Source organism: Microbacterium sp. ProA8 (genome assembly GCF_039905635.1).
Classification (GTDB): Bacteria; Actinomycetota; Actinomycetes; order Actinomycetales; family Microbacteriaceae; genus Microbacterium; species Microbacterium chionoecetis.
This window is the reverse complement of record NZ_CP157000.1, coordinates 915,400-932,199: the sequence shown is the minus strand read 5'-3', so window position 1 is coordinate 932,199 and position 16,800 is coordinate 915,400. Positions and strand designations below refer to the sequence as shown.

Here is a 16,800-nt window from a genome sequence, read left to right as displayed (position 1 = left end):
ACACACTCATGGACTTGCTTCAGATTCTCTCCAACACCGCCTCGTCGATCCTCAGCCCGGCGACCATCGGCTACGCGCTGGCCGCTCTCGGCCTCGCCGTGCACTTCGGCTACGCCGGCCTGATCAACATGGGCATCGCAGGCTTCATGGCCATCGGCGCCTACGGCTACGCGATCTCCGTCCTGTCGTTCGACTTCCCCTGGTGGGCGGGCGCTCTGGTCGGACTCGGGGGCGCGGCGGTCTTCGCCCTGATCCTCGGCATCCCGACGCTGCGTCTGCGGGGCGATTACCTCGCCATCGTGACGATCGCGGCCGCCGAAGTGGTGCGCCTGCTGTTCCTCACGACGGCATTCGACGAATTCACTGGATCGGCCGACGGACTGAGCGGCTACCACGGCAGCTTCCGCGCCTCGAACCCGATCCCCGCCGGCGAGTACGGCTTCGGACCGTGGGTCTACAACGAGACCCAGTGGTGGGTGCGCATCATGGGCCTGCTGACGCTCGGCTTCGCAGCGCTCGTCGTGTGGATGCTCACCCGCAGCCCCTGGGGGCGCGCTCTCAAGGGCATCCGCGAGGACGAGGACGCGGTCCGGTCGCTGGGCAAGAACGTGTTCGCCTACAAGATGCAGGCGCTCGTTCTCGGTGGTGTGCTCGCCGCCGCCGGCGGCGTCGTCTACGCCCTGCCGTCTGCGGTGAGCCCGGGTGTGTACGTCACCTCGCTGACGTTCTTCGTCTGGACCGCCCTCCTGCTGGGTGGCGCAGCCACTGTGTTCGGTCCGATCCTCGGATCGGTCATCTTCTGGGCGCTGCAGACCTTCCTGTCGAACGTGCTCCCGGCGATGGCGCAGGCCGGCTGGCTGCCGGGCCTGAACCAGATCCAGGCAGGCACGCTGCGCTTCATCCTCGTGGGCGTCGCTTTGATGCTGCTCGTGATCTTCATGCCGCAGGGCATCCTCGGCAACAGGAAGGAGCTGACCTTTGTCAAGTGAAAACGCTCCGGCCACCGGCACCGCGCCGGTCGCCCGCCCCAAGACCACCGGTCTTCACGTCGGAGAGGCCGTTCCCGGCGTCGCCAAGGTCGACCCGATCATCATCGCCGACGGCGTGCACCGCGCCTTCGGCGGCGTGACCGCCGTCGACGTCGAGCACCTCGAGATCCCGCGGGGAGCGATCACCGCCCTCATCGGTCCCAACGGCGCCGGCAAGACGACCCTCTTCAACCTGCTGACCGGATTCGACAAGCCCGACCACGGCACGTGGACGTTCGACGGCAAATCGCTGTCGGGCGTCCCCGCCTACAAGGTCTCGCGCCTGGGGCTGGTCCGCACGTTCCAGCTCACCAAGGCGCTCGGCCTGCTCACCGTCATGGAGAACATGAAGCTGGGCGCCAAGAACCAGCGCGGCGAGAAGTTCTGGGGGGGCATGATCCCCGCGCTCTGGCGATCGCAGGATGCCGAGCTCGAGGATCGCGCGATGGTGCTGCTCGAGAAGTTCAAGCTCGACGCCAAGGCCGACGACTTCGCCGCGAGCCTGTCGGGCGGTCAGCGCAAGCTGCTCGAGATGGCCCGCTCACTCATGACCGAGCCGACGCTGGTGATGCTCGACGAGCCGATGGCCGGCGTGAACCCCGCGCTGACCCAGTCGCTCCTCGACCACATCATCGACCTCAAGCAGGAGGGGATGACGGTGCTCTTCGTCGAGCACGACATGCACATGGTGCGCCACATCGCCGACTGGGTCGTCGTCATGGCCGAGGGCAAGATCGTGGCCGAGGGCGACCCGACGACGGTCATGAACAACCCCGCCGTCATCGACGCCTATCTGGGCGCCCATCAGGAGCTCGATCTGGGCGTCGTGACGGGTCGCATCGACGTCGTCCAGGCCGATCCGACGACGGATGCCCAGGCATCCGCGACGGCCAGTGCCGACCTTCTGGTCGATCAGGGTGTGGCCGAGGAAGAGAAGGAGGACGGCAAATGACCGCTCCCACCGCGACGGGAACACCCGTCGTCGTCGTCGACGAGGTGCACGCCGGCTACCTGCCGGGCGTGAACATCCTCAACGGCTGCAGCCTCGTCGCCCACGAGGGTGAGCTCATCGGCATCATCGGCCCGAACGGCGCCGGAAAGTCGACGCTGCTCAAGGCGATCTTCGGCCAGGTGAACGTGCGCAAGGGCACGATCACGCTCGAGGGGGACGACATCACCGGGCTCCGGGCCAACAAGCTGGTCGCCCGTGGCGTCGGCTTCATCCCGCAGAACAACAACGTGTTCCCCAGCCTCACCATCGCCGAGAACCTCCAGATGGGGCTGTACCAGCGCCCGGGCGTCTACAAGGAGCGTCTCGAGTTCGTCACGGGCATCTTCTCCGAGCTGGGCACGCGCCTCAAGCAGCGCGCGGGGTCGCTCTCCGGTGGTGAGCGTCAGATGGTGGCGATGAGCCGAGCGCTGATGATGGACCCGAAGGTGCTGCTGCTCGATGAGCCGTCCGCCGGCCTGTCCCCGGTCCGGCAGGATGAAGCGTTCATCCGGGTCTCGGAGATCAACAAGGCCGGCGTGACCTGCATCATGGTCGAGCAGAACGCCCGCCGCTGCCTGCAGATCTGCGACCGCGGCTACGTGCTCGACCAGGGCCGTGACGCCTACACCGGTACGGGTCGCGAACTGCTCAACGACCCGAAGGTCACCGAGCTCTACCTCGGCACGCTCGGCGCATAGCGCGCACGACACGAGAAGAGGGGGACGGATGCCGCGGCATCCGTCCCCCTCTTCTTTGCGTCGTACGGCCTTCGCGCGTCTCGACCGGCGTCTCGGGTCCACCCTCTCGGGTCCGGCCTCTGACGCGGCGCCTTCCGCCTGGTCGCGTCCCCGCTCCTCGCGTCCGTGCACGGTCTCCTCGCGTCCGAAGTCTCACACCCGGCTCCTGGCACCGGCGCGCCCAACGGGTGGCGGTCCATGCCGGCTTCTGATGGCCCGCAGCTTGCGCTCGGCATCCATCCCTCCGCCGTCAGATGTCGCCACGCGCGGATGCCCGGCGCCGTGCCCGAGGGCGGAGCGTGACGCTCCCTAGCGGTGCGCTCCCGCTCGTACCGGAGAAAAGGGGAACGCCCCCGGGTCCGAGGACCCGAGGGCGTTCCGTGTGAGGGTTTCTCAGCCCTCGAACGGCGTGTACGTGTTGTCCGCACCGTACTGGTAGATGTTGATGAAGCCCTCGGTCGGGTCGCCGACCTCGTCGAACGTCACCGGGCTGGAGACGCCGTCGTAGTCCGCGACGTCACCCGCGAGGATGATGTCGGCGCAAGCCGCGAACGACTCGCACTTCTCGCCGTCTCCCGAACCACCGGAGACCTCGATGAGCTTCTCGGCGATGTCGGCCGGGTCGGTCGACTGAGCGGCGAGAGCAGCGAGCGCGATCAGGTTGAGCGCGTCGAACGACTCCGGAGCGTAGGTGTAGTCCTTCAGCGGCTCGTCACCCGACTCCTCGACGAACGCGTCGAGTCCATCGATGAACTCCTGCACCTGGTCCGGCGTCGGGCCGGGGTAGGTGCCCTTCGCGCCCTCGAGCAGGCCCGCGGGGAAGTCGTCCTTGTACGACGCCATGTTGCCGTCGACGAGATACAGGTTGTTCGGGTCGAAGCCGCGGTCCATCAGGGCCGGCAGGATGGTCTTCGCCTCGTCGAAGCTGATGACCGAGATCGCGTCCGGGTCGGCCGCGAGCACCTCGGAGATCTGCGCGTCGAAGGAGGTGTCGCCCTGGTTGTACGTCGGAGCGGCGACGACCTCGCCGCCGGCGCCTTCGAAGGCCTCCGTGATGTACTGCGCCAGACCGGTGCCGTACGCGTCGTTCAGCACGATCAGGCCGAGGGTCTGGTGGCCCTGCTCGGCGACGAAGTTGCCGTGGACCTCACCCTGCAGTACGTCGGACGGGGCGGTACGGAAGTACAGTCCGTTGTCCTCGTACGTCGTGAACTGGTCGGACGTGTTGGCCGGCGAGAACAGGATGGTTCCCTCGCCGATGACCTGGTCGATGAACTGCAGCGAGACACCCGACGACGCGGCGCCGATGATGGCGGCCGGGTCCTCGGCGAGGATGCGGGGCACCTCGGTCTCGTACGCCTTGTTGTCGAGGTCGCCCGAGTCGCCCCAGACCAGCTCAACGCTGAGGCCGGTGGTCTCGGCGTACTCCTCGATCAGCGACTGCGCGTATGCGACACCCGCCTCCTCGGGCGGGCCGAGGAACGCCAGGTTTCCCGTCTGCGGCAGAGCCGTGCCGACCGTCAGGGTCATTTCCTCGGCGGGCCCAGCGCTTTCGTTGGGCTCTTCGCCACCGGTGCCGCCACCACCGGCACAGCCGGCCAGGACGAGGGCGCTGGCGCCGATGAGCGCGATGCCACCGAGGGTGGTGGTGGTGCGCGAGCGGGTGAAGACGCTCATGTTGCTCCTTGCTGTGTGATTAACACGGGAACGGCTCGGGCGCCGACCCAGTGCACTAAACCTAATCGCCCCCGGGCCTCCGCAATGTTGCCTTTCGTTAACGATCTGTAACAGCTTGAAAACCGTGATCGGCGGGCAAATCCTGGGCCCTTCGACCCGCCGTGCCTGTGGATAGCTCACTCTGCGGGCGTGGGATGCCGCGGAAGACGGAAACCGCTCCCCCACGGCCTCCTATACCCCTGGCCGGTATACACTGGATCGACGTACCCCACAGGGGTATCCGAACACCGCACGACACGAGGAGAAGACATGGCTGAGGCCGAGTACAAGGTGACCGGAATGAGCTGCGGGCATTGCGAGGCTTCCGTGCGCGGCGAAGTGTCCAAGCTCGCGGGCGTCGAGGACGTCCAGGTGAGTGCGGCCTCCGGCACGCTCAAGATCGTCTCGTCCACCCAGGTCGCCGACGACGCCGTCATCGCGGCCGTCGACGAGGCCGGCTACAGCGCGGTCCGCGCCTGATGCTCGCCGGTCCCCCTCCCGCCCGGGTCGAACTCGAGATCGGCGGGATGACGTGCGCGTCGTGCGCCGCGCGGATCGAGAAGCGGCTCAACCGGATGGAGGGGGTCGAGGCATCCGTCAACTACGCCACCGAGAAGGCGTTCGTCAGCGTCCCCGCGGGACTCGACCCGCAGGCGCTCATCGACGAGGTCGTGAAGACCGGGTATTCGGCCGCCCTCCCCGCCCCGCCGGCTGTCGAGCCGGTCGCGGGTGACGCCGCCGATCCGGAGCTCACGAGCCTGCGCCACCGCCTGATCGGGTCGATCGTGCTGTCGACGCCGGTGATCCTGCTGGCGATGATTCCGACTCTGCAGTTCACGTACTGGCAGTGGGCGTCGCTGGCGCTCGCGGCGCCGGTCGTGGTGTGGGGCGCCTGGCCGTTCCACCGGGCGGCGTGGATCAATCTGCGCCACGGCGCCGCGACGATGGACACCCTGATCTCGCTGGGCGTCTCGGCCGCGTTCCTCTGGTCGCTCTACGCGCTCTTCCTCGGCCACGCAGGCATGCCCGGCATGACCCATGCGTTCGAGTGGTCGGTGACCCCGAGTGATGGCGCCGGAGACATCTACCTGGAGGTCGCGGCCGGCGTGACGACCTTCGTCCTGGCCGGAAGGTACTTCGAGCAGCGCTCCAAGCGCCGGGCGGGCGCCGCCCTGCGCGCGCTGCTCGAGATCGGGGCGAAGGATGTGGCGGTGCTGCGGCCGACCGGCGACGAGGTGCGGGTGCCCATCGCCGATCTGCGCGCCGACGATGAGTTCGTCGTCCGCCCGGGCGAGAAAATCGCGACCGACGGGGTCGTGGCCTCGGGCACATCGGCTGTCGACGCCTCGATGGTCACGGGTGAATCCGTGCCGGTCGAGGTCGCGCCCGGCGACGCCGTGGTCGGCGCCACAGTCAACGTAGGCGGTCGCCTGGTGGTCCGCGCGACGCGCGTGGGCGACGACACCCAGCTCGCGCAGATGGCGCGCCTCGTGGAGGATGCGCAGTCGGGCAAGGCCAAGGTGCAGCGTCTGGCCGACCGCATCTCCGGCGTGTTCGTGCCGATCGTGCTGCTCATCGCGCTCGGCACGCTCGCCGGGTGGCTGCTCACCGGTGCCTCCGCGTCGATGGCGTTCACCGCCGCGGTGGCGGTGCTGATCATCGCCTGCCCGTGTGCGCTCGGTCTCGCCACTCCGACTGCGCTGCTCGTCGGCACGGGCCGCGGGGCTCAGCTCGGCATCCTGATCAAGGGTCCTGAGGTGCTCGAATCCACACGCACCGTCGACACCGTCGTGCTCGACAAGACCGGCACCGTCACGATGGGGCGCATGTCGCTGATCGACGTCGTGGTCGCCGGCCCCGCGAGCGCGGGGACGGATGCCGCATCCGCTTCGGCCCCCGCCGACTCGGCCTCTGCCGGCGCCCGGGCCGAGCTGCTGCGTCTCGCCGGTGCCGTCGAGCACGCCTCGGAGCACCCGATCGCACAGGCGATCGCGCGCGGCGCCGCGGCCGAGGCCGGCGCGCTCCCCGCCGTCGAGTCGTTCGAGAACGTTCCGGGCAAGGGCGTGTCGGGCATCGTCGAGGGGCACGCGGTGCTCGTCGGACGCGAGTCGCTGCTGGCCGACTGGACGCTGGCTCTTCCCGCCGACCTCGCCGCCGCGAAGGCGTCGGCCGAAACGCTCGGGCGTACCGCCGTGCTGGCCGCGTGGGATGGCCAGGTGCGGGGGCTGTTGGTGGTCGCCGATCAGCTGAAGCCGACGAGTGCCGAGGCGGTGGCGCAGCTGCGGGCCCTCGGGCTCACGCCGGTGCTGCTCACCGGCGACAACGCGGCCGCGGCGGGCGCGATCGCCGATGAGGTCGGCATCGAGCGCGTGATCGCCGAGGTGCTGCCGCAGGACAAGGTGGCCGTGATCACGCAGCTGCAGGCGGAGGGACGCGTCGTCGCGATGGTCGGCGACGGCGTGAACGACGCCGCCGCGCTCGCCCAGGCCGACCTCGGTCTCGCGATGGGAACCGGGACGGATGCCGCGATCGAGGCATCCGACATCACTCTGGTGCGCGGCGATCTGCGCAGCGCGGCCGACGCGATCCGCCTGTCACGCGCCACCCTCCGCACGATCAAGGTCAACCTGTTCTGGGCCTTCGCCTACAACGTCGCGGCCATCCCCCTCGCCGCGCTCGGCCTGCTGAACCCTATGATCGCGGGAGCGGCGATGGCGTTCTCGAGCGTGTTCGTGGTGGGCAACAGCCTCCGCCTGCGGAGGTTCCGCAGCCTGTCGGGCGGCACGACCGGCCAGGCACAGCAGAAGAAGCCGATGCCCGCGGCGCTGGTCGGAGCCTCGTAGTGGGCTGCCTCGTAGCGGGCGGCCTCGGGGGCTGGCTCTCGCCGGCTGCCACCTCGAAATAATGAACATCGCTCACAATGAAGGGTCCACAGACATGACGATCGACACTCACGGCGACGCCGTCCTCGACCACGCCTCTGCACCCGACGGCGACGCCGCGCACCACGGCTACATCACGGACAAGGACAAGTACCTCAACCGCCTCAAGCGCATCGAGGGACAGGCCCGCGGCATCCACAAGATGGTCGAGGACGAGAAGTACTGCATCGACATCCTCACGCAGATCAGCGCCCTGACCTCCGCCCTCGAGGCCGTCGCCGTGGGTCTGCTCGACGACCACCTGCGCCACTGCGTGGTGGATGCCGCACGCCTGGGCGGCGCGGAGGCCGACGCGAAGATCACCGAGGCCACGCAGGCCATCGCCCGCCTCGTGCGCTGACCCGCGAGCGCCCGCCGCCACGCACGCCGAAACCGGGCATTTCCGTCGAAACCGAGGGCGTCGTCCCCGGTTTCGACGGGAATCCCCGGTTTCGCCGCATCCACGCGAGCGCGGCGCGCGTGGTACCCGGCGTCAGCGCGCGGCGCGCGCCCGCCGGGCGTGCAGCACCGAGTCCACCGTGAGCACGATGAGCGCCACCCACACGAGCGCGAAGCCGATCCAGCGCTCGACGGGCATGGGCTCGTGGAGCAGCCACACCCCGATGATGAACTGCAGCACCGGAGCGACGAACTGCAGCAGGCCGATCGTCGTCAGCGACACGCGCCGTGCGCCGGACGCGAAGAGCAGCAGCGGAATCGCCGTGACGATGCCCGCGAGGCCCAGCAGCACCGCGTGCTCCCAGCCATTCGCCCCCATCGTCAGCCCCTCCGTGACGCCCACGACCACCAGGACAATCGTCGCGATCGGGGTCAGCCACAGCGTCTCGAGCGTCAGGCCGCTCACGGCGTCGACCGACGGGCCGACCTTCTTCTTCACCAGGCCGTAGACGCCGAAGGATGCCGCGAGCGTGAGGGCGATCCACGGGAAGGCGCCGTAGCCGATGACGATGACGAGCACGGCGACGGCCGCGATGCCGATCGCGACCCATTGCGTCGCGCGAAGGCGCTCGTGCAGCACCAGCACCGCGAGCAGGACCGTCGCGATGGGATTGATGAAGTAGCCCAGGCTGGTCTCGATGACCTGGTCGCTCAGGGCACCGTAGATGAAGACCTGCCAGTTCACGTAGATCAGCAGACCGGCGATCACGGTGAGCCCGAGCACCCTCGGCTGCCGGAAGATCGCCGCCAGTCGCGCCCACGTGCGCGTCAGCGTGAGCAGCAGGGCGCAGAATCCGAGCGACAGCACGATGCGCCATGCCACGATCTCCCACGGCCCCGTCGGCACGAGCTGCAGGAAGTACAGCGGCATGAAGCCCCAGAGCAGGTAGGCGCTGAAGGCGTAGACACCGCCGAGCGTCCGCTCCCGCGAGGAGTGGAGTTCTGATCCGGATGCCGCCGGCACTGCTATCCCGCCGGTCGCCGCTGCGGCTTGTGCGAGTTCGTCGATACCGCCCTCGCCAGATCTCGAGGACGGTTCAGGAGTCACCGCACCAGCCTACGTCCGCCCAGGTCCGGCCGGCCGCGGGGGCGACCCGCCCCGGCCTCGAGGGTCACGACGCGCCGCAACACCGCCCAGGAACCCGCCGTTCGTGACACCCGAACCGTGCCCGCCTCGGTTCGAGGGTCACGACATGCTGCAACAACGCCCGCGAAGCCCGCATTCGTGACACCGGAACCGGGCGACGCCCGCGCCGGGCGTGACGAAAGGGCCGGATGCCGAAGCATCCGACCCTTTCGGTACGCGCTGTGCGCGGGACTCAGCGAACGACGACCGCGAGCACGTCGCGAGCCGACAGGACGAGGAACTCGTCACCACCGAACTTCACCTCGGTGCCGCCGTACTTGCTGTAGATCACGCGGTCGCCGACGGCGACGTCGAGCGGGATGCGGTTGCCGTTGTCGTCGATGCGACCCGGACCCACCGCGAAGACCTCGCCCTCCTGGGGCTTCTCCTTGGCGGTGTCGGGGATGACCAGACCGCTGGAAGTGGTCTGCTCGGCCTCGACCTGCTTGATGACGATGCGGTCCTCGAGCGGCTTGATGGAAACCGACACGGTCTACCTCTTCTTTCTTGAGACTAAGACTCGTTAGCACTCTGACGTTGAGAGTGCTGATGACAGTCTAGGCAACCGTCTGGCACTCATGCAACGTGAGTGCCAATCGGGCGTCACAGGCGGCCATGGTCGGCGTTTGCGCGGCGGTCGATGGCACCGAGCCACCGTCGCACGGCCCGTGCCGCCGCCCCGGTCTGTGACCCCGCGCGGCCGATTCTCGCGCCCGCGCCGTAGGCTCGGCGGGTGGAACTCTCCGAACTCGAAGCGCTCCTGACGTCCGACGGACTGCGGCTGCTCGACACCATGCCGCCGGTCGAGTCGTCCGACGACGTCGCCCGCGCGGTCACCCGCCTGCGCCGCGACGGCCACTCCCCCGACCTCGTCTCGGCGGTCGTCGGCCAGGCCCGGCTGCGCACCCGCGCGGCGGCGAAGTTCGGCGATCTCGCCGAGCGGATGCTGTTCACCCGCGCCGGACTCGAGCAGGCGACGCGTCTGCCCATCGCCGCGCGTCACGCCGCGCGGTTCCGCGACGCCGGCTTCACGCACGTCGCCGATCTCGGCTGCGGGATCGGCGGCGACGCCCTCGGCCTTGCGGGCCTCGGCCTGCGAGTCACCGCCGTCGACGCCGACGAGGTGACCGCCGGCATCGCCGCGTACAACCTCGCGCCGTTCGGCACCGATGTGGAAGTGCGCCACGGCACGGCGGAAGACGCCGACCTCGACGGCATCGACGCCGTCTGGCTCGACCCGGCGCGACGCACCGCCGGCCACACCGAGACCGCGCGCACCCGTCCCGAGGACTGGTCGCCGTCGCTGGACTGGGTCTTCGACCTGGCGCGACGCCTGCCGGTCGGCGTCAAGCTCGGGCCCGGCCTCGACCGCGGACTCATTCCCGACGATGTCGAGGCGCAGTGGGTGAGCGCCGACGGGTCGACCGTCGAGTTGGTGCTGTGGTCGGGCGCGCTCGCGCGCGAGGGGGTGCGCCGTGCGGCGCTGGTGATCCGCGGCGACGGCGCGAACGGCGCGCAGGCTCACGAGCTGACGGCAGAGACGGATGCCGAGGACGAACCCGCTCGCGCACTCGGCGCCTACCTGCACGAGCCCGACGGCGCCGTCATCCGCGCGCGACTCATCGGCGACGTCGCTCGCAGCCTCGAGGCGGGCATGCTCGACGAGCACATCGCGTACCTCACGTCGGACGCCGCCCTCACCTCGCCGTTCGTCTCGACCTTCCGGGTGCGCGAGGTGCTGCCGGCGGATGTGAAGGCCCTCGCCAAGGCGCTGCGCGAGCGCGACATCGGAACGCTCGAGATCAAGAAGCGGGGGGTGGATGTCGACCCCGCCGCCCTGCGCCCGCGCCTGAAGCTCCGGGGGTCCGGGTCGGCGACCCTGCTGCTCACTCGCATCGGCAACCGACGCACCGCGATCCTCGCCGACCGGGTCTGAGCCCGTCGCTGGGCCGCGCCGCGCCGCGCTCGTTCTCCTGACTCCGTTCACTTGCACTGAACGTACGCGCGATGCCGCCCTCTCTGTACGTTCAGCGCAAGTGAACGTGAGAAGGGGGGTGACTGGCGGCTCAGGCGGTCAAGGGATGAGGTTGGCCCGCATCGCGGTGTAGAGCAGCCAGCCGGCGCTGTACAGGATCGACAGCCCGCCGAGGGCGATCGCCCACACCGCGATGGCGCGGTTCTCCAGCGGACGACGCAGCGCGATGATCGCGCAGACCACCGCCACCAGTCCGATGGGGAAGCCCCAGCCGACGAACATCGACACCAGGAGACCGACGACGGCGAAGGCGAGTGCCCAGCCTGCCAAGCCGCGGTGGAACGCGGAGTCGGTCGCCTGCCACGACGCGTCGTCGGGCGTGAAATCCCCGCCCGGCTCGGAGGGCGCCGTCTCCACGGTGACGGCGACGGGTGCCGTGGGCAGCCGCTGGAATCCGCCGCGGTGCACCCCCGGCAGGGGCGAAGCCTCCTGCGCGAGATCGACGTCCGGCGAAACCGACGTCACGGTGGGACCGGCCGATCGCGCTGGCGGCGCCGCGCCCGTCTCCGGCTCATTCGCGCCGACGGTGGGCTCGGCCGCGGCGTGCGGCGGCTCGGCAGCGGCCGGGTCTGTCGTCACCACCGACGCCGCGTCGGTGGTCACTGTCGCCGAGACATCCTCCACCGGCGCCGCGTCGGTCGTCGCCGGACCTGTAGCCGCTGCCGGAGCTGTCTCCACGGCAGCCGCTTCGGGCGCCGCCGGGGCGGGCTCCGCCGGGCTGGGCGCCGCCGGGGCGGGCTCCGCCGGGCTGGGCGCCGCCGGGCCGGGCTCCGCCGGGCCGGGCTCCGCCGCCGAATCGCTCTCCACCGCAGCTGCTTCGGTCGCCGGGTCGGCCGCCGCCGTGTCGGGGACCGCCGCATCGGGCTCCGCCGCCGGGTCGGGCTCCGCCGCCGTGTCGGGGGCCGCCGAGCCACTCTCCACCGGCGGCGCGTCGGTCGTCGCCGGGTCTGTCTTCGCTGCCTGTTCGGTCTTGACGGGCGCGGCGTCGGCCGCCGCTGCCGCAGGCTCGGTTTCAGCCGCCGGCTCCATCGCATCCGCAGGCGGATCGCTCGCCTCCGCGCCCGCCCGAGGCGTGGCCGCCGGTGCTATGGCCCGCTCGGCGGGCCGCGGCGCGGTCGCTGCGCCGGGCCGGACGGGCTCGGGCGTGGCGTCGTCGCCGGGCGGCGGCATCCGTTCGTCCGTCATGCCGATTCCGCGACCTGGATCTCAGTGACGGGCAGCGTCGAATCGGCGCCGAACTCCAGGGTTGAGGGCGCGCGCCCCGCCATGATCAGCTCGGAGGTCAGCGCGGCGATCATCGCGCCGTTGTCGGTGCAGAGCGACAGGGGCGGAATCCGCACGGTGACGCCCTCTGCCGCGGCGCGTTCGAGCGCCACGTCGCGCAGGCGACGGTTGGCGATGACGCCGCCGCCGAGCAGCAGGCGCGGCACCTCGTAGTCGCGGCACGCGGCGAGCGCCTTGGTCACGAGCACGTCGACGACGGCTTCGCGGAAGCTCGCCGCGACATCCGCAACCGGCACCGGCTCGCCAGCGGCCTGGCGCTGCTCGACCCAGCGAGCCACGGCCGTCTTCAGACCCGAGAACGAGAAGTCGTAGCGATGCCCTGCCATGTCGGACGCGCGCGAGAGCCCGCGGGGGAACGGGATCGCCTTGGGATCTCCGGATGCCGCGGCCCGGTCGATCTCGGGCCCCCCGGGATACGGCAGCCCGAGCAGCCGCGCGACCTTGTCGAACGCCTCACCCGCAGCGTCGTCCATGGTCTCGCCGAGGAGTTCTACGTCCGTGGTGAGGTCACGCACGAGGAGCAGCGACGTGTGCCCGCCGCTGACCAGCAGCGCGACCGTCGGATATTCCAGCGGGGGCGCCTCGGCATCGAGGACGTCGGCCGCGATGTGACCGACGAGGTGGTTGACGGCGTACAGCGGCTTCTCGAGCGACACGGCGAGCGCCTTCGCCGCGCCGACGCCGACCATGAGCGCTCCGGCGAGGCCTGGACCGCTCGTCACGGCGACGGCGTCGAGGTCGGCGAGCGCGACGCCCGACTCGGCCAGCGCCGCCTCGATCGACGGCTGCAGCGCCTCGAGGTGCGCGCGGGCGGCGACCTCCGGCACGACCCCGCCGTAGCGGGCGTGCTCGTCCATCGAGCTCGCGATCGTGTTCGACAGCAGCGTGCGACCGCGGACGATCCCGATGCCGGTCTCGTCGCAGCTCGTCTCGATGCCGAGCACCAGCGGTTCGGCGCGGTTCACGTGCACACCCCTCCGTCCCACGCGGTCCCCGAGCCGGCGTCCTCGCTGGCCGAGCCGCCGTCGGCATCGCTCGCCGAGCCCGTCGATGCGCCGCGCCAGGCCCGCACGTCGAGCCTCATCACCACGGCGTCGACGTCGTCGGGCTGGTAGTACCTGGGCTTGCGGCCGATCTCGGCGAACCCCTCCGACGCGTACAGCTTCTGGGCCACGGGGTTGTCGGCGCGCACCTCGAGGAAGACGTGGGCGACCTCGCGGCGTGCGGCCTCCTCGAGCAGCGTCCGCAGGAGCGTCCGCCCCCGGCCGCGGCCCCGCGAGACGTCGGCGATGGCGATGGTCTGGATGTCGGCATCCTTCGCCCCGGCGACCGCCCGCAGTCCTGCGTAGCCGACGAGGCGCCCGGCCTCGTCGTCGACGACGTACCAGCCGTGCGGCGAGACCAGCTCTTCGCGCATCATCGCCTCCGACCACGCGTCGGTCGGGAACGATGCGCGCTCGAGCGTCATGATGGCGGCGAGATCGTCGCCGGTGGCCCTGCGAATGCTCATGCCTCGCCCCGCTGCTGTTGGTGGGTCGGTCGCGCGGCCGTCACCGGCGTGCGCTGCTCCCCCGGCGTGCTCGACGCGTGCGGGTTCACCCGCTTCGGGGCGTGGGGCAGCGTCACGTCGGGCGACCGCAGATAGAGCGCGTCGGCGTGGCCGATCGTCCGCCCGGCCGAGAGTGCGCGAGCTGCCGCGAGCGCGAGCATCGCGGCGGGAATGTGGTCGGCGTCGCGGCGTGCCGCCTCGGCGTGTGCGAGCGCGGCGTCGAGGTCGTCGCGCGGAACGAGCGCGGGCTCGGCCACCCGGATGGGCAGGCCGTCGTCGTCGATGCCGCGGTACAGCGTGTACGCGAACTCACGCCGGCGTGCGTCCGTCACGACCGCGAAGGTCTCGGCCGCGCCGTCTTCGACGTCGCCGACGTATCCCCAGTCGGCCGTGAGCGCGCTGTGCAGCAGCAGCTCGAGCGCGACGGCGTCGTGGCTCACGACGGGTACGACCGGCAGTCCGCGCCCGAGCGCGAACGTGCGCGCAGCCGCGATGCCGACGCGCAGCCCGGTGAACGGGCCGGGTCCCATTCCCGCGGCGACATGCGTGATGTCGGAGGGAGTGACGGATGCCTCGGCCATCGCCCGCTCGAGCAGCGTGCCGATGACCTCTGCGTGGCCGCGCGGGTCGACACTGCGGACCTCGGAGCGGATGACGCCGTCGGGCTCGACGACCGCCACTGCGGAGCCGAGCGACGTGTCGATGCCGAGGATCACCCTCCCAGGGTAGTCGGCGCGTCATCCGCGCCGGCTGCGCCGTGGCGGGCGATCCTGACGAGCCGGGGCGCGTCGGCGTCGAGCTCCGCCTCGTGGGCGACGCCGTAGCACGCGTCGTCCTGCCCTCGCCCGTGCCACTCGCGCTCGAGCTCGACGTCCCACCAGTGGTCGCGGATGCCGTCGACAAGGCCCCGGCCCCACTCCACGATGACGACCGAGCCGTCGAAGTCGATGTCCAGGTCGTCGAGCTCGGCGGCCGAGCCCAGCCGGTACGCGTCGACATGGACGAGCGGCGCACCGCCGACGAGGGAGGGGTGCGTGCGGGCGAGCACGAACGTCGGGCTCTGGATCGGGCCCCGCACCCCCAGCCCCCGCCCGATGCCGCGGGTGAGGGTGGTCTTGCCCGCCCCGAGCGGACCGGTGAGCACCACCATGTCCCCGGGGCGCAGCATCCGTCCCATCTCCTCGCCGAGCGCCTCCATGGCCTCGGGCGAGGAGATCTCCCTCGTGCCGACGAGTGCGTCGAATCCGTGGGTGCCCGTGTTCGAGATCTTCGTGTCCACGCTCGATTCAACAACGGGCGTGTCGTCGGCGTTCCCGCTCATTCCGAGACCTGCCGGCGGGCGACTCGGGGGCCGACGCGCGTGACGATCTCGTAGTTGATCGTGCCCGCGGCATCCGCCCAGTCCGTCGCGGCGGGAGCGCCGAGCGTCGGATCGCCGAACACCACGACCTCATCGCCGACCGCGACGGCAGCGTCGCCCACGTCGACGACGAACTGGTCCATCGCGATGCGGCCGGCGACGGTGAACCGCCGGCCGCCGATCGACACCGGTCCTGCGCCCGAGGCCTGTCGCGGAACGCCGTCGGCATAGCCGAGGGGCACGAGGGCAAGGGTCGTGTCGCGCTCGGCGCGGTAGTCGTACCCGTACGACACGCCCTTGCCTGCCGGCACGCGGCGCACCGCGGCGACCGCGCCGCGCAGCGTCATCGCCGGTCGGAGGCCGAGGTCGGCCGAGGTGCGGTCGGCGAAGGGCGACAGTCCGTACAGGCCGATACCGATGCGCACGCAGCCGAGGCGCGACTCGGGCAGGTCGATGGCCGCATGCGTCGCGGCGAGGTGCCGCAGCGGCGGGGCGAGCCCGAGGGTGGCGGCGATCCCCGCGCCCTCCTCGAAGGCGCGCAGTGCGGCACGGTCGTCTTCGACCGAAGCGTTCGAGAGGTGGCTGAACAGGGCGATGACGCGCACGCGGCCGATCCGCTCGAGCCGCGCCGCCTCGGCGAACACGACGCGGTAGTCCTCGGGCGGAATGCCGTTGCGCGACAGCCCGGTCTCGATCTTGAGGTGGACTCCGACGGGACGATCGGCGGATGCCGCAGCCGCGGCCTGCTGCAGCTGCTCGAGGCTCGAGATGCCGAGCTCGATCCCGCGTGCGGCCGCCTCGGCGAAGTCGGCGCCGGGGGCGTGCAGCCACGCGACGATGGGCGCGTCGATGCCGGCGCGGCGCAGCGCGAGGGCCTCGGTGATGTCCGAGACGCCCAGGCGCGTCGCACCGCCCGCGAGGGCGGCGAGCGCCGACCGTACCGCGCCGTGGCCGTAGCCGTCGGCCTTGACGACGGCGATGATCTCGGAGTCGGTGAGCCGGCGGAGGTGGCGCACGTTGTCCTCGATGGCGCCGACGTCGACGACGGCCTCGCGCAGCGCGCCGCCGGGAAGGCGGCTCATTCGGCCCCCTCCGCGGTCGGTGTGCCGGCGCTCAGGGAGCGCCGAGACAGGGGATCCCCGTCGACACCGGTGACGTCACCCTCGGTCTGGGCGCGAATCCCCTGGTTCGGCGAGACGGAGGTTCCCGGCGCCGCCTCGGCGATCACGTAGGCGGTCGCGAGGCCGGCGTCGTGCGACATCGAGAGGTGCAGGGCCGTGATCCCGCGCTCCGCGATGACGGCGGCCGTCGACCCGGTCAGGGAGAAGTGCGGGCGACCGGATGCCTCGGACGCGATCTCGATCTCGGTCCAGTGCACGCCGTCCGAGCCGCCGAGGGCCTTGATCAGGGCCTCCTTCGCCGCGTACCGCGCCGCGAGCGAGTGCGGCTTCAGGCGGCGTTCCGCGTCGGAGAACAGCCGCTCGACGAGCCGCGGTGTGCGCTCGATGGTCCGCTCGAACCGCGGGATGTCGACGAGGTCGACACCGATTCCGACGATCACGTGAACCTCCTGCCGCGCCGCGCGCGCGGCATC

16 protein-coding genes and 1 pseudogene are annotated in these 16,800 nt (G+C 70.9%); 7 read left to right on the top strand and 10 right to left on the bottom strand.

The features are described from left to right. The first annotated feature begins 8 nt into the window (after window positions 1-8). Genes ABG085_RS04030 through ABG085_RS04020 form a run of 3 tightly spaced genes read left to right on the top strand, consistent with a single transcriptional unit; the run spans window position 9 to window position 2,717 of the window. Window positions 9-989, top strand: coding sequence for a branched-chain amino acid ABC transporter permease (locus tag ABG085_RS04030; protein WP_347978139.1), 981 nt, complete (start codon window positions 9-11; stop codon window positions 987-989). Further along, entirely contained in the window at window positions 979-1,980 is a 1,002-nt protein-coding gene (locus ABG085_RS04025; protein WP_347978138.1) for an ABC transporter ATP-binding protein, read from the top strand. Before ABG085_RS04030 ends, ABG085_RS04025 begins: the two co-directional genes overlap by 11 nt. After that, window positions 1,977-2,717, top strand: coding sequence for an ABC transporter ATP-binding protein (locus ABG085_RS04020; protein ID WP_347978137.1), 741 nt, complete (start codon window positions 1,977-1,979; stop codon window positions 2,715-2,717). Before ABG085_RS04025 ends, ABG085_RS04020 begins: the two co-directional genes overlap by 4 nt. Window positions 2,718-3,149: 432 nt before the next feature. Here the strand turns inward: ABG085_RS04020 and ABG085_RS04015 are convergent, their stop codons facing one another. Beyond that, a complete protein-coding gene (locus tag ABG085_RS04015; RefSeq protein WP_347978136.1) occupies window positions 3,150-4,433 on the bottom strand; it encodes an ABC transporter substrate-binding protein in 1,284 nt (427 codons plus the stop codon). A 309-nt stretch (window positions 4,434-4,742) separates the two neighbouring features. Here ABG085_RS04015 and ABG085_RS04010 point away from each other — a divergent pair, with 309 nt between their 5' ends. The 3 genes from ABG085_RS04010 (at window position 4,743) to ABG085_RS04000 (ending at window position 7,754) form a co-directional block, all read left to right on the top strand. Then, window positions 4,743-4,952 carry a heavy-metal-associated domain-containing protein gene (locus ABG085_RS04010; protein ID WP_347978135.1) on the top strand — a complete coding sequence of 70 codons (210 nt, stop codon included), beginning with the start codon at window positions 4,743-4,745 and terminating at the stop codon, window positions 4,950-4,952. After that, window positions 4,952-7,315 carry a heavy metal translocating P-type ATPase gene (locus tag ABG085_RS04005; RefSeq protein WP_347978134.1) on the top strand — a complete coding sequence of 788 codons (2,364 nt, stop codon included), beginning with the start codon at window positions 4,952-4,954 and terminating at the stop codon, window positions 7,313-7,315. Before ABG085_RS04010 ends, ABG085_RS04005 begins: the two co-directional genes overlap by 1 nt. A 94-nt stretch (window positions 7,316-7,409) precedes the next feature. After that, complete coding sequence (locus ABG085_RS04000) at window positions 7,410-7,754, top strand: metal-sensitive transcriptional regulator (protein ID WP_347978133.1); 345 nt, start codon at window positions 7,410-7,412, stop codon at window positions 7,752-7,754. Between the two features lie 132 nt (window positions 7,755-7,886). On the opposite strand, the gene rarD is transcribed toward ABG085_RS04000, so the two are convergent. Continuing rightward, on the bottom strand, window positions 7,887-8,816 hold the full coding sequence (gene rarD / locus ABG085_RS03995) for an EamA family transporter RarD (protein WP_347979273.1): 930 nt from the start codon (window positions 8,814-8,816) through the stop codon (window positions 7,887-7,889). A gap of 355 nt (window positions 8,817-9,171) precedes the next feature. Next, window positions 9,172-9,468 (bottom strand): co-chaperone GroES, encoded by a 297-nt coding sequence (gene groES / locus ABG085_RS03990; protein WP_163618107.1) that lies wholly within the window; start codon window positions 9,466-9,468, stop codon window positions 9,172-9,174. 243 nt (window positions 9,469-9,711) lie between these two features. On the opposite strand from groES, the gene ABG085_RS03985 reads away from it, so the two are divergent. Further along, complete coding sequence (locus tag ABG085_RS03985) at window positions 9,712-10,914, top strand: class I SAM-dependent methyltransferase (RefSeq protein ID WP_347978132.1); 1,203 nt, start codon at window positions 9,712-9,714, stop codon at window positions 10,912-10,914. A 138-nt stretch (window positions 10,915-11,052) separates the two neighbouring features. On the opposite strand, the gene ABG085_RS03980 is transcribed toward ABG085_RS03985, so the two are convergent. The 7 genes and pseudogenes from ABG085_RS03980 to ABG085_RS03950 all read right to left on the bottom strand — a co-directional run. After that, window positions 11,053-12,198: a hypothetical protein gene (locus tag ABG085_RS03980; RefSeq protein WP_347978131.1), complete on the bottom strand. Its 1,146-nt coding sequence runs from the start codon at window positions 12,196-12,198 to the stop codon at window positions 11,053-11,055. After that, window positions 12,195-13,262 (bottom strand): tRNA (adenosine(37)-N6)-threonylcarbamoyltransferase complex transferase subunit TsaD, encoded by a 1,068-nt coding sequence (gene tsaD / locus ABG085_RS03975; protein ID WP_347978130.1) that lies wholly within the window; start codon window positions 13,260-13,262, stop codon window positions 12,195-12,197. The genes ABG085_RS03980 and tsaD overlap by 4 nt, the downstream gene beginning before the upstream one ends. Continuing rightward, window positions 13,259-13,807, bottom strand: a complete 549-nt coding sequence (rimI, locus tag ABG085_RS03970) for a ribosomal protein S18-alanine N-acetyltransferase (RefSeq protein ID WP_347978129.1) — start codon at window positions 13,805-13,807, stop codon at window positions 13,259-13,261. Before rimI ends, tsaD begins: the two co-directional genes overlap by 4 nt. After that, window positions 13,804-14,562: a tRNA (adenosine(37)-N6)-threonylcarbamoyltransferase complex dimerization subunit type 1 TsaB gene (gene tsaB, locus ABG085_RS03965; RefSeq protein ID WP_347978128.1), complete on the bottom strand. Its 759-nt coding sequence runs from the start codon at window positions 14,560-14,562 to the stop codon at window positions 13,804-13,806. The genes rimI and tsaB overlap by 4 nt, the downstream gene beginning before the upstream one ends. Beyond that, window positions 14,559-15,125 (bottom strand): tRNA (adenosine(37)-N6)-threonylcarbamoyltransferase complex ATPase subunit type 1 TsaE, encoded by a 567-nt coding sequence (tsaE, locus tag ABG085_RS03960; RefSeq protein WP_347978127.1) that lies wholly within the window; start codon window positions 15,123-15,125, stop codon window positions 14,559-14,561. Before tsaE ends, tsaB begins: the two co-directional genes overlap by 4 nt. Window positions 15,126-15,163: 38 nt before the next feature. Next, the gene (gene alr, locus ABG085_RS03955) at window positions 15,164-16,288 is read right to left on the bottom strand and encodes an alanine racemase (RefSeq protein ID WP_347978126.1); all 1,125 of its coding nucleotides are present in this window, start codon (window positions 16,286-16,288) and stop codon (window positions 15,164-15,166) included. Between the two features lie 131 nt (window positions 16,289-16,419). Beyond that, window positions 16,420-16,767, bottom strand: a pseudogene (locus ABG085_RS03950) (holo-ACP synthase); the annotation flags it as partial. Window positions 16,768-16,800: the final 33 nt, after the last annotated feature.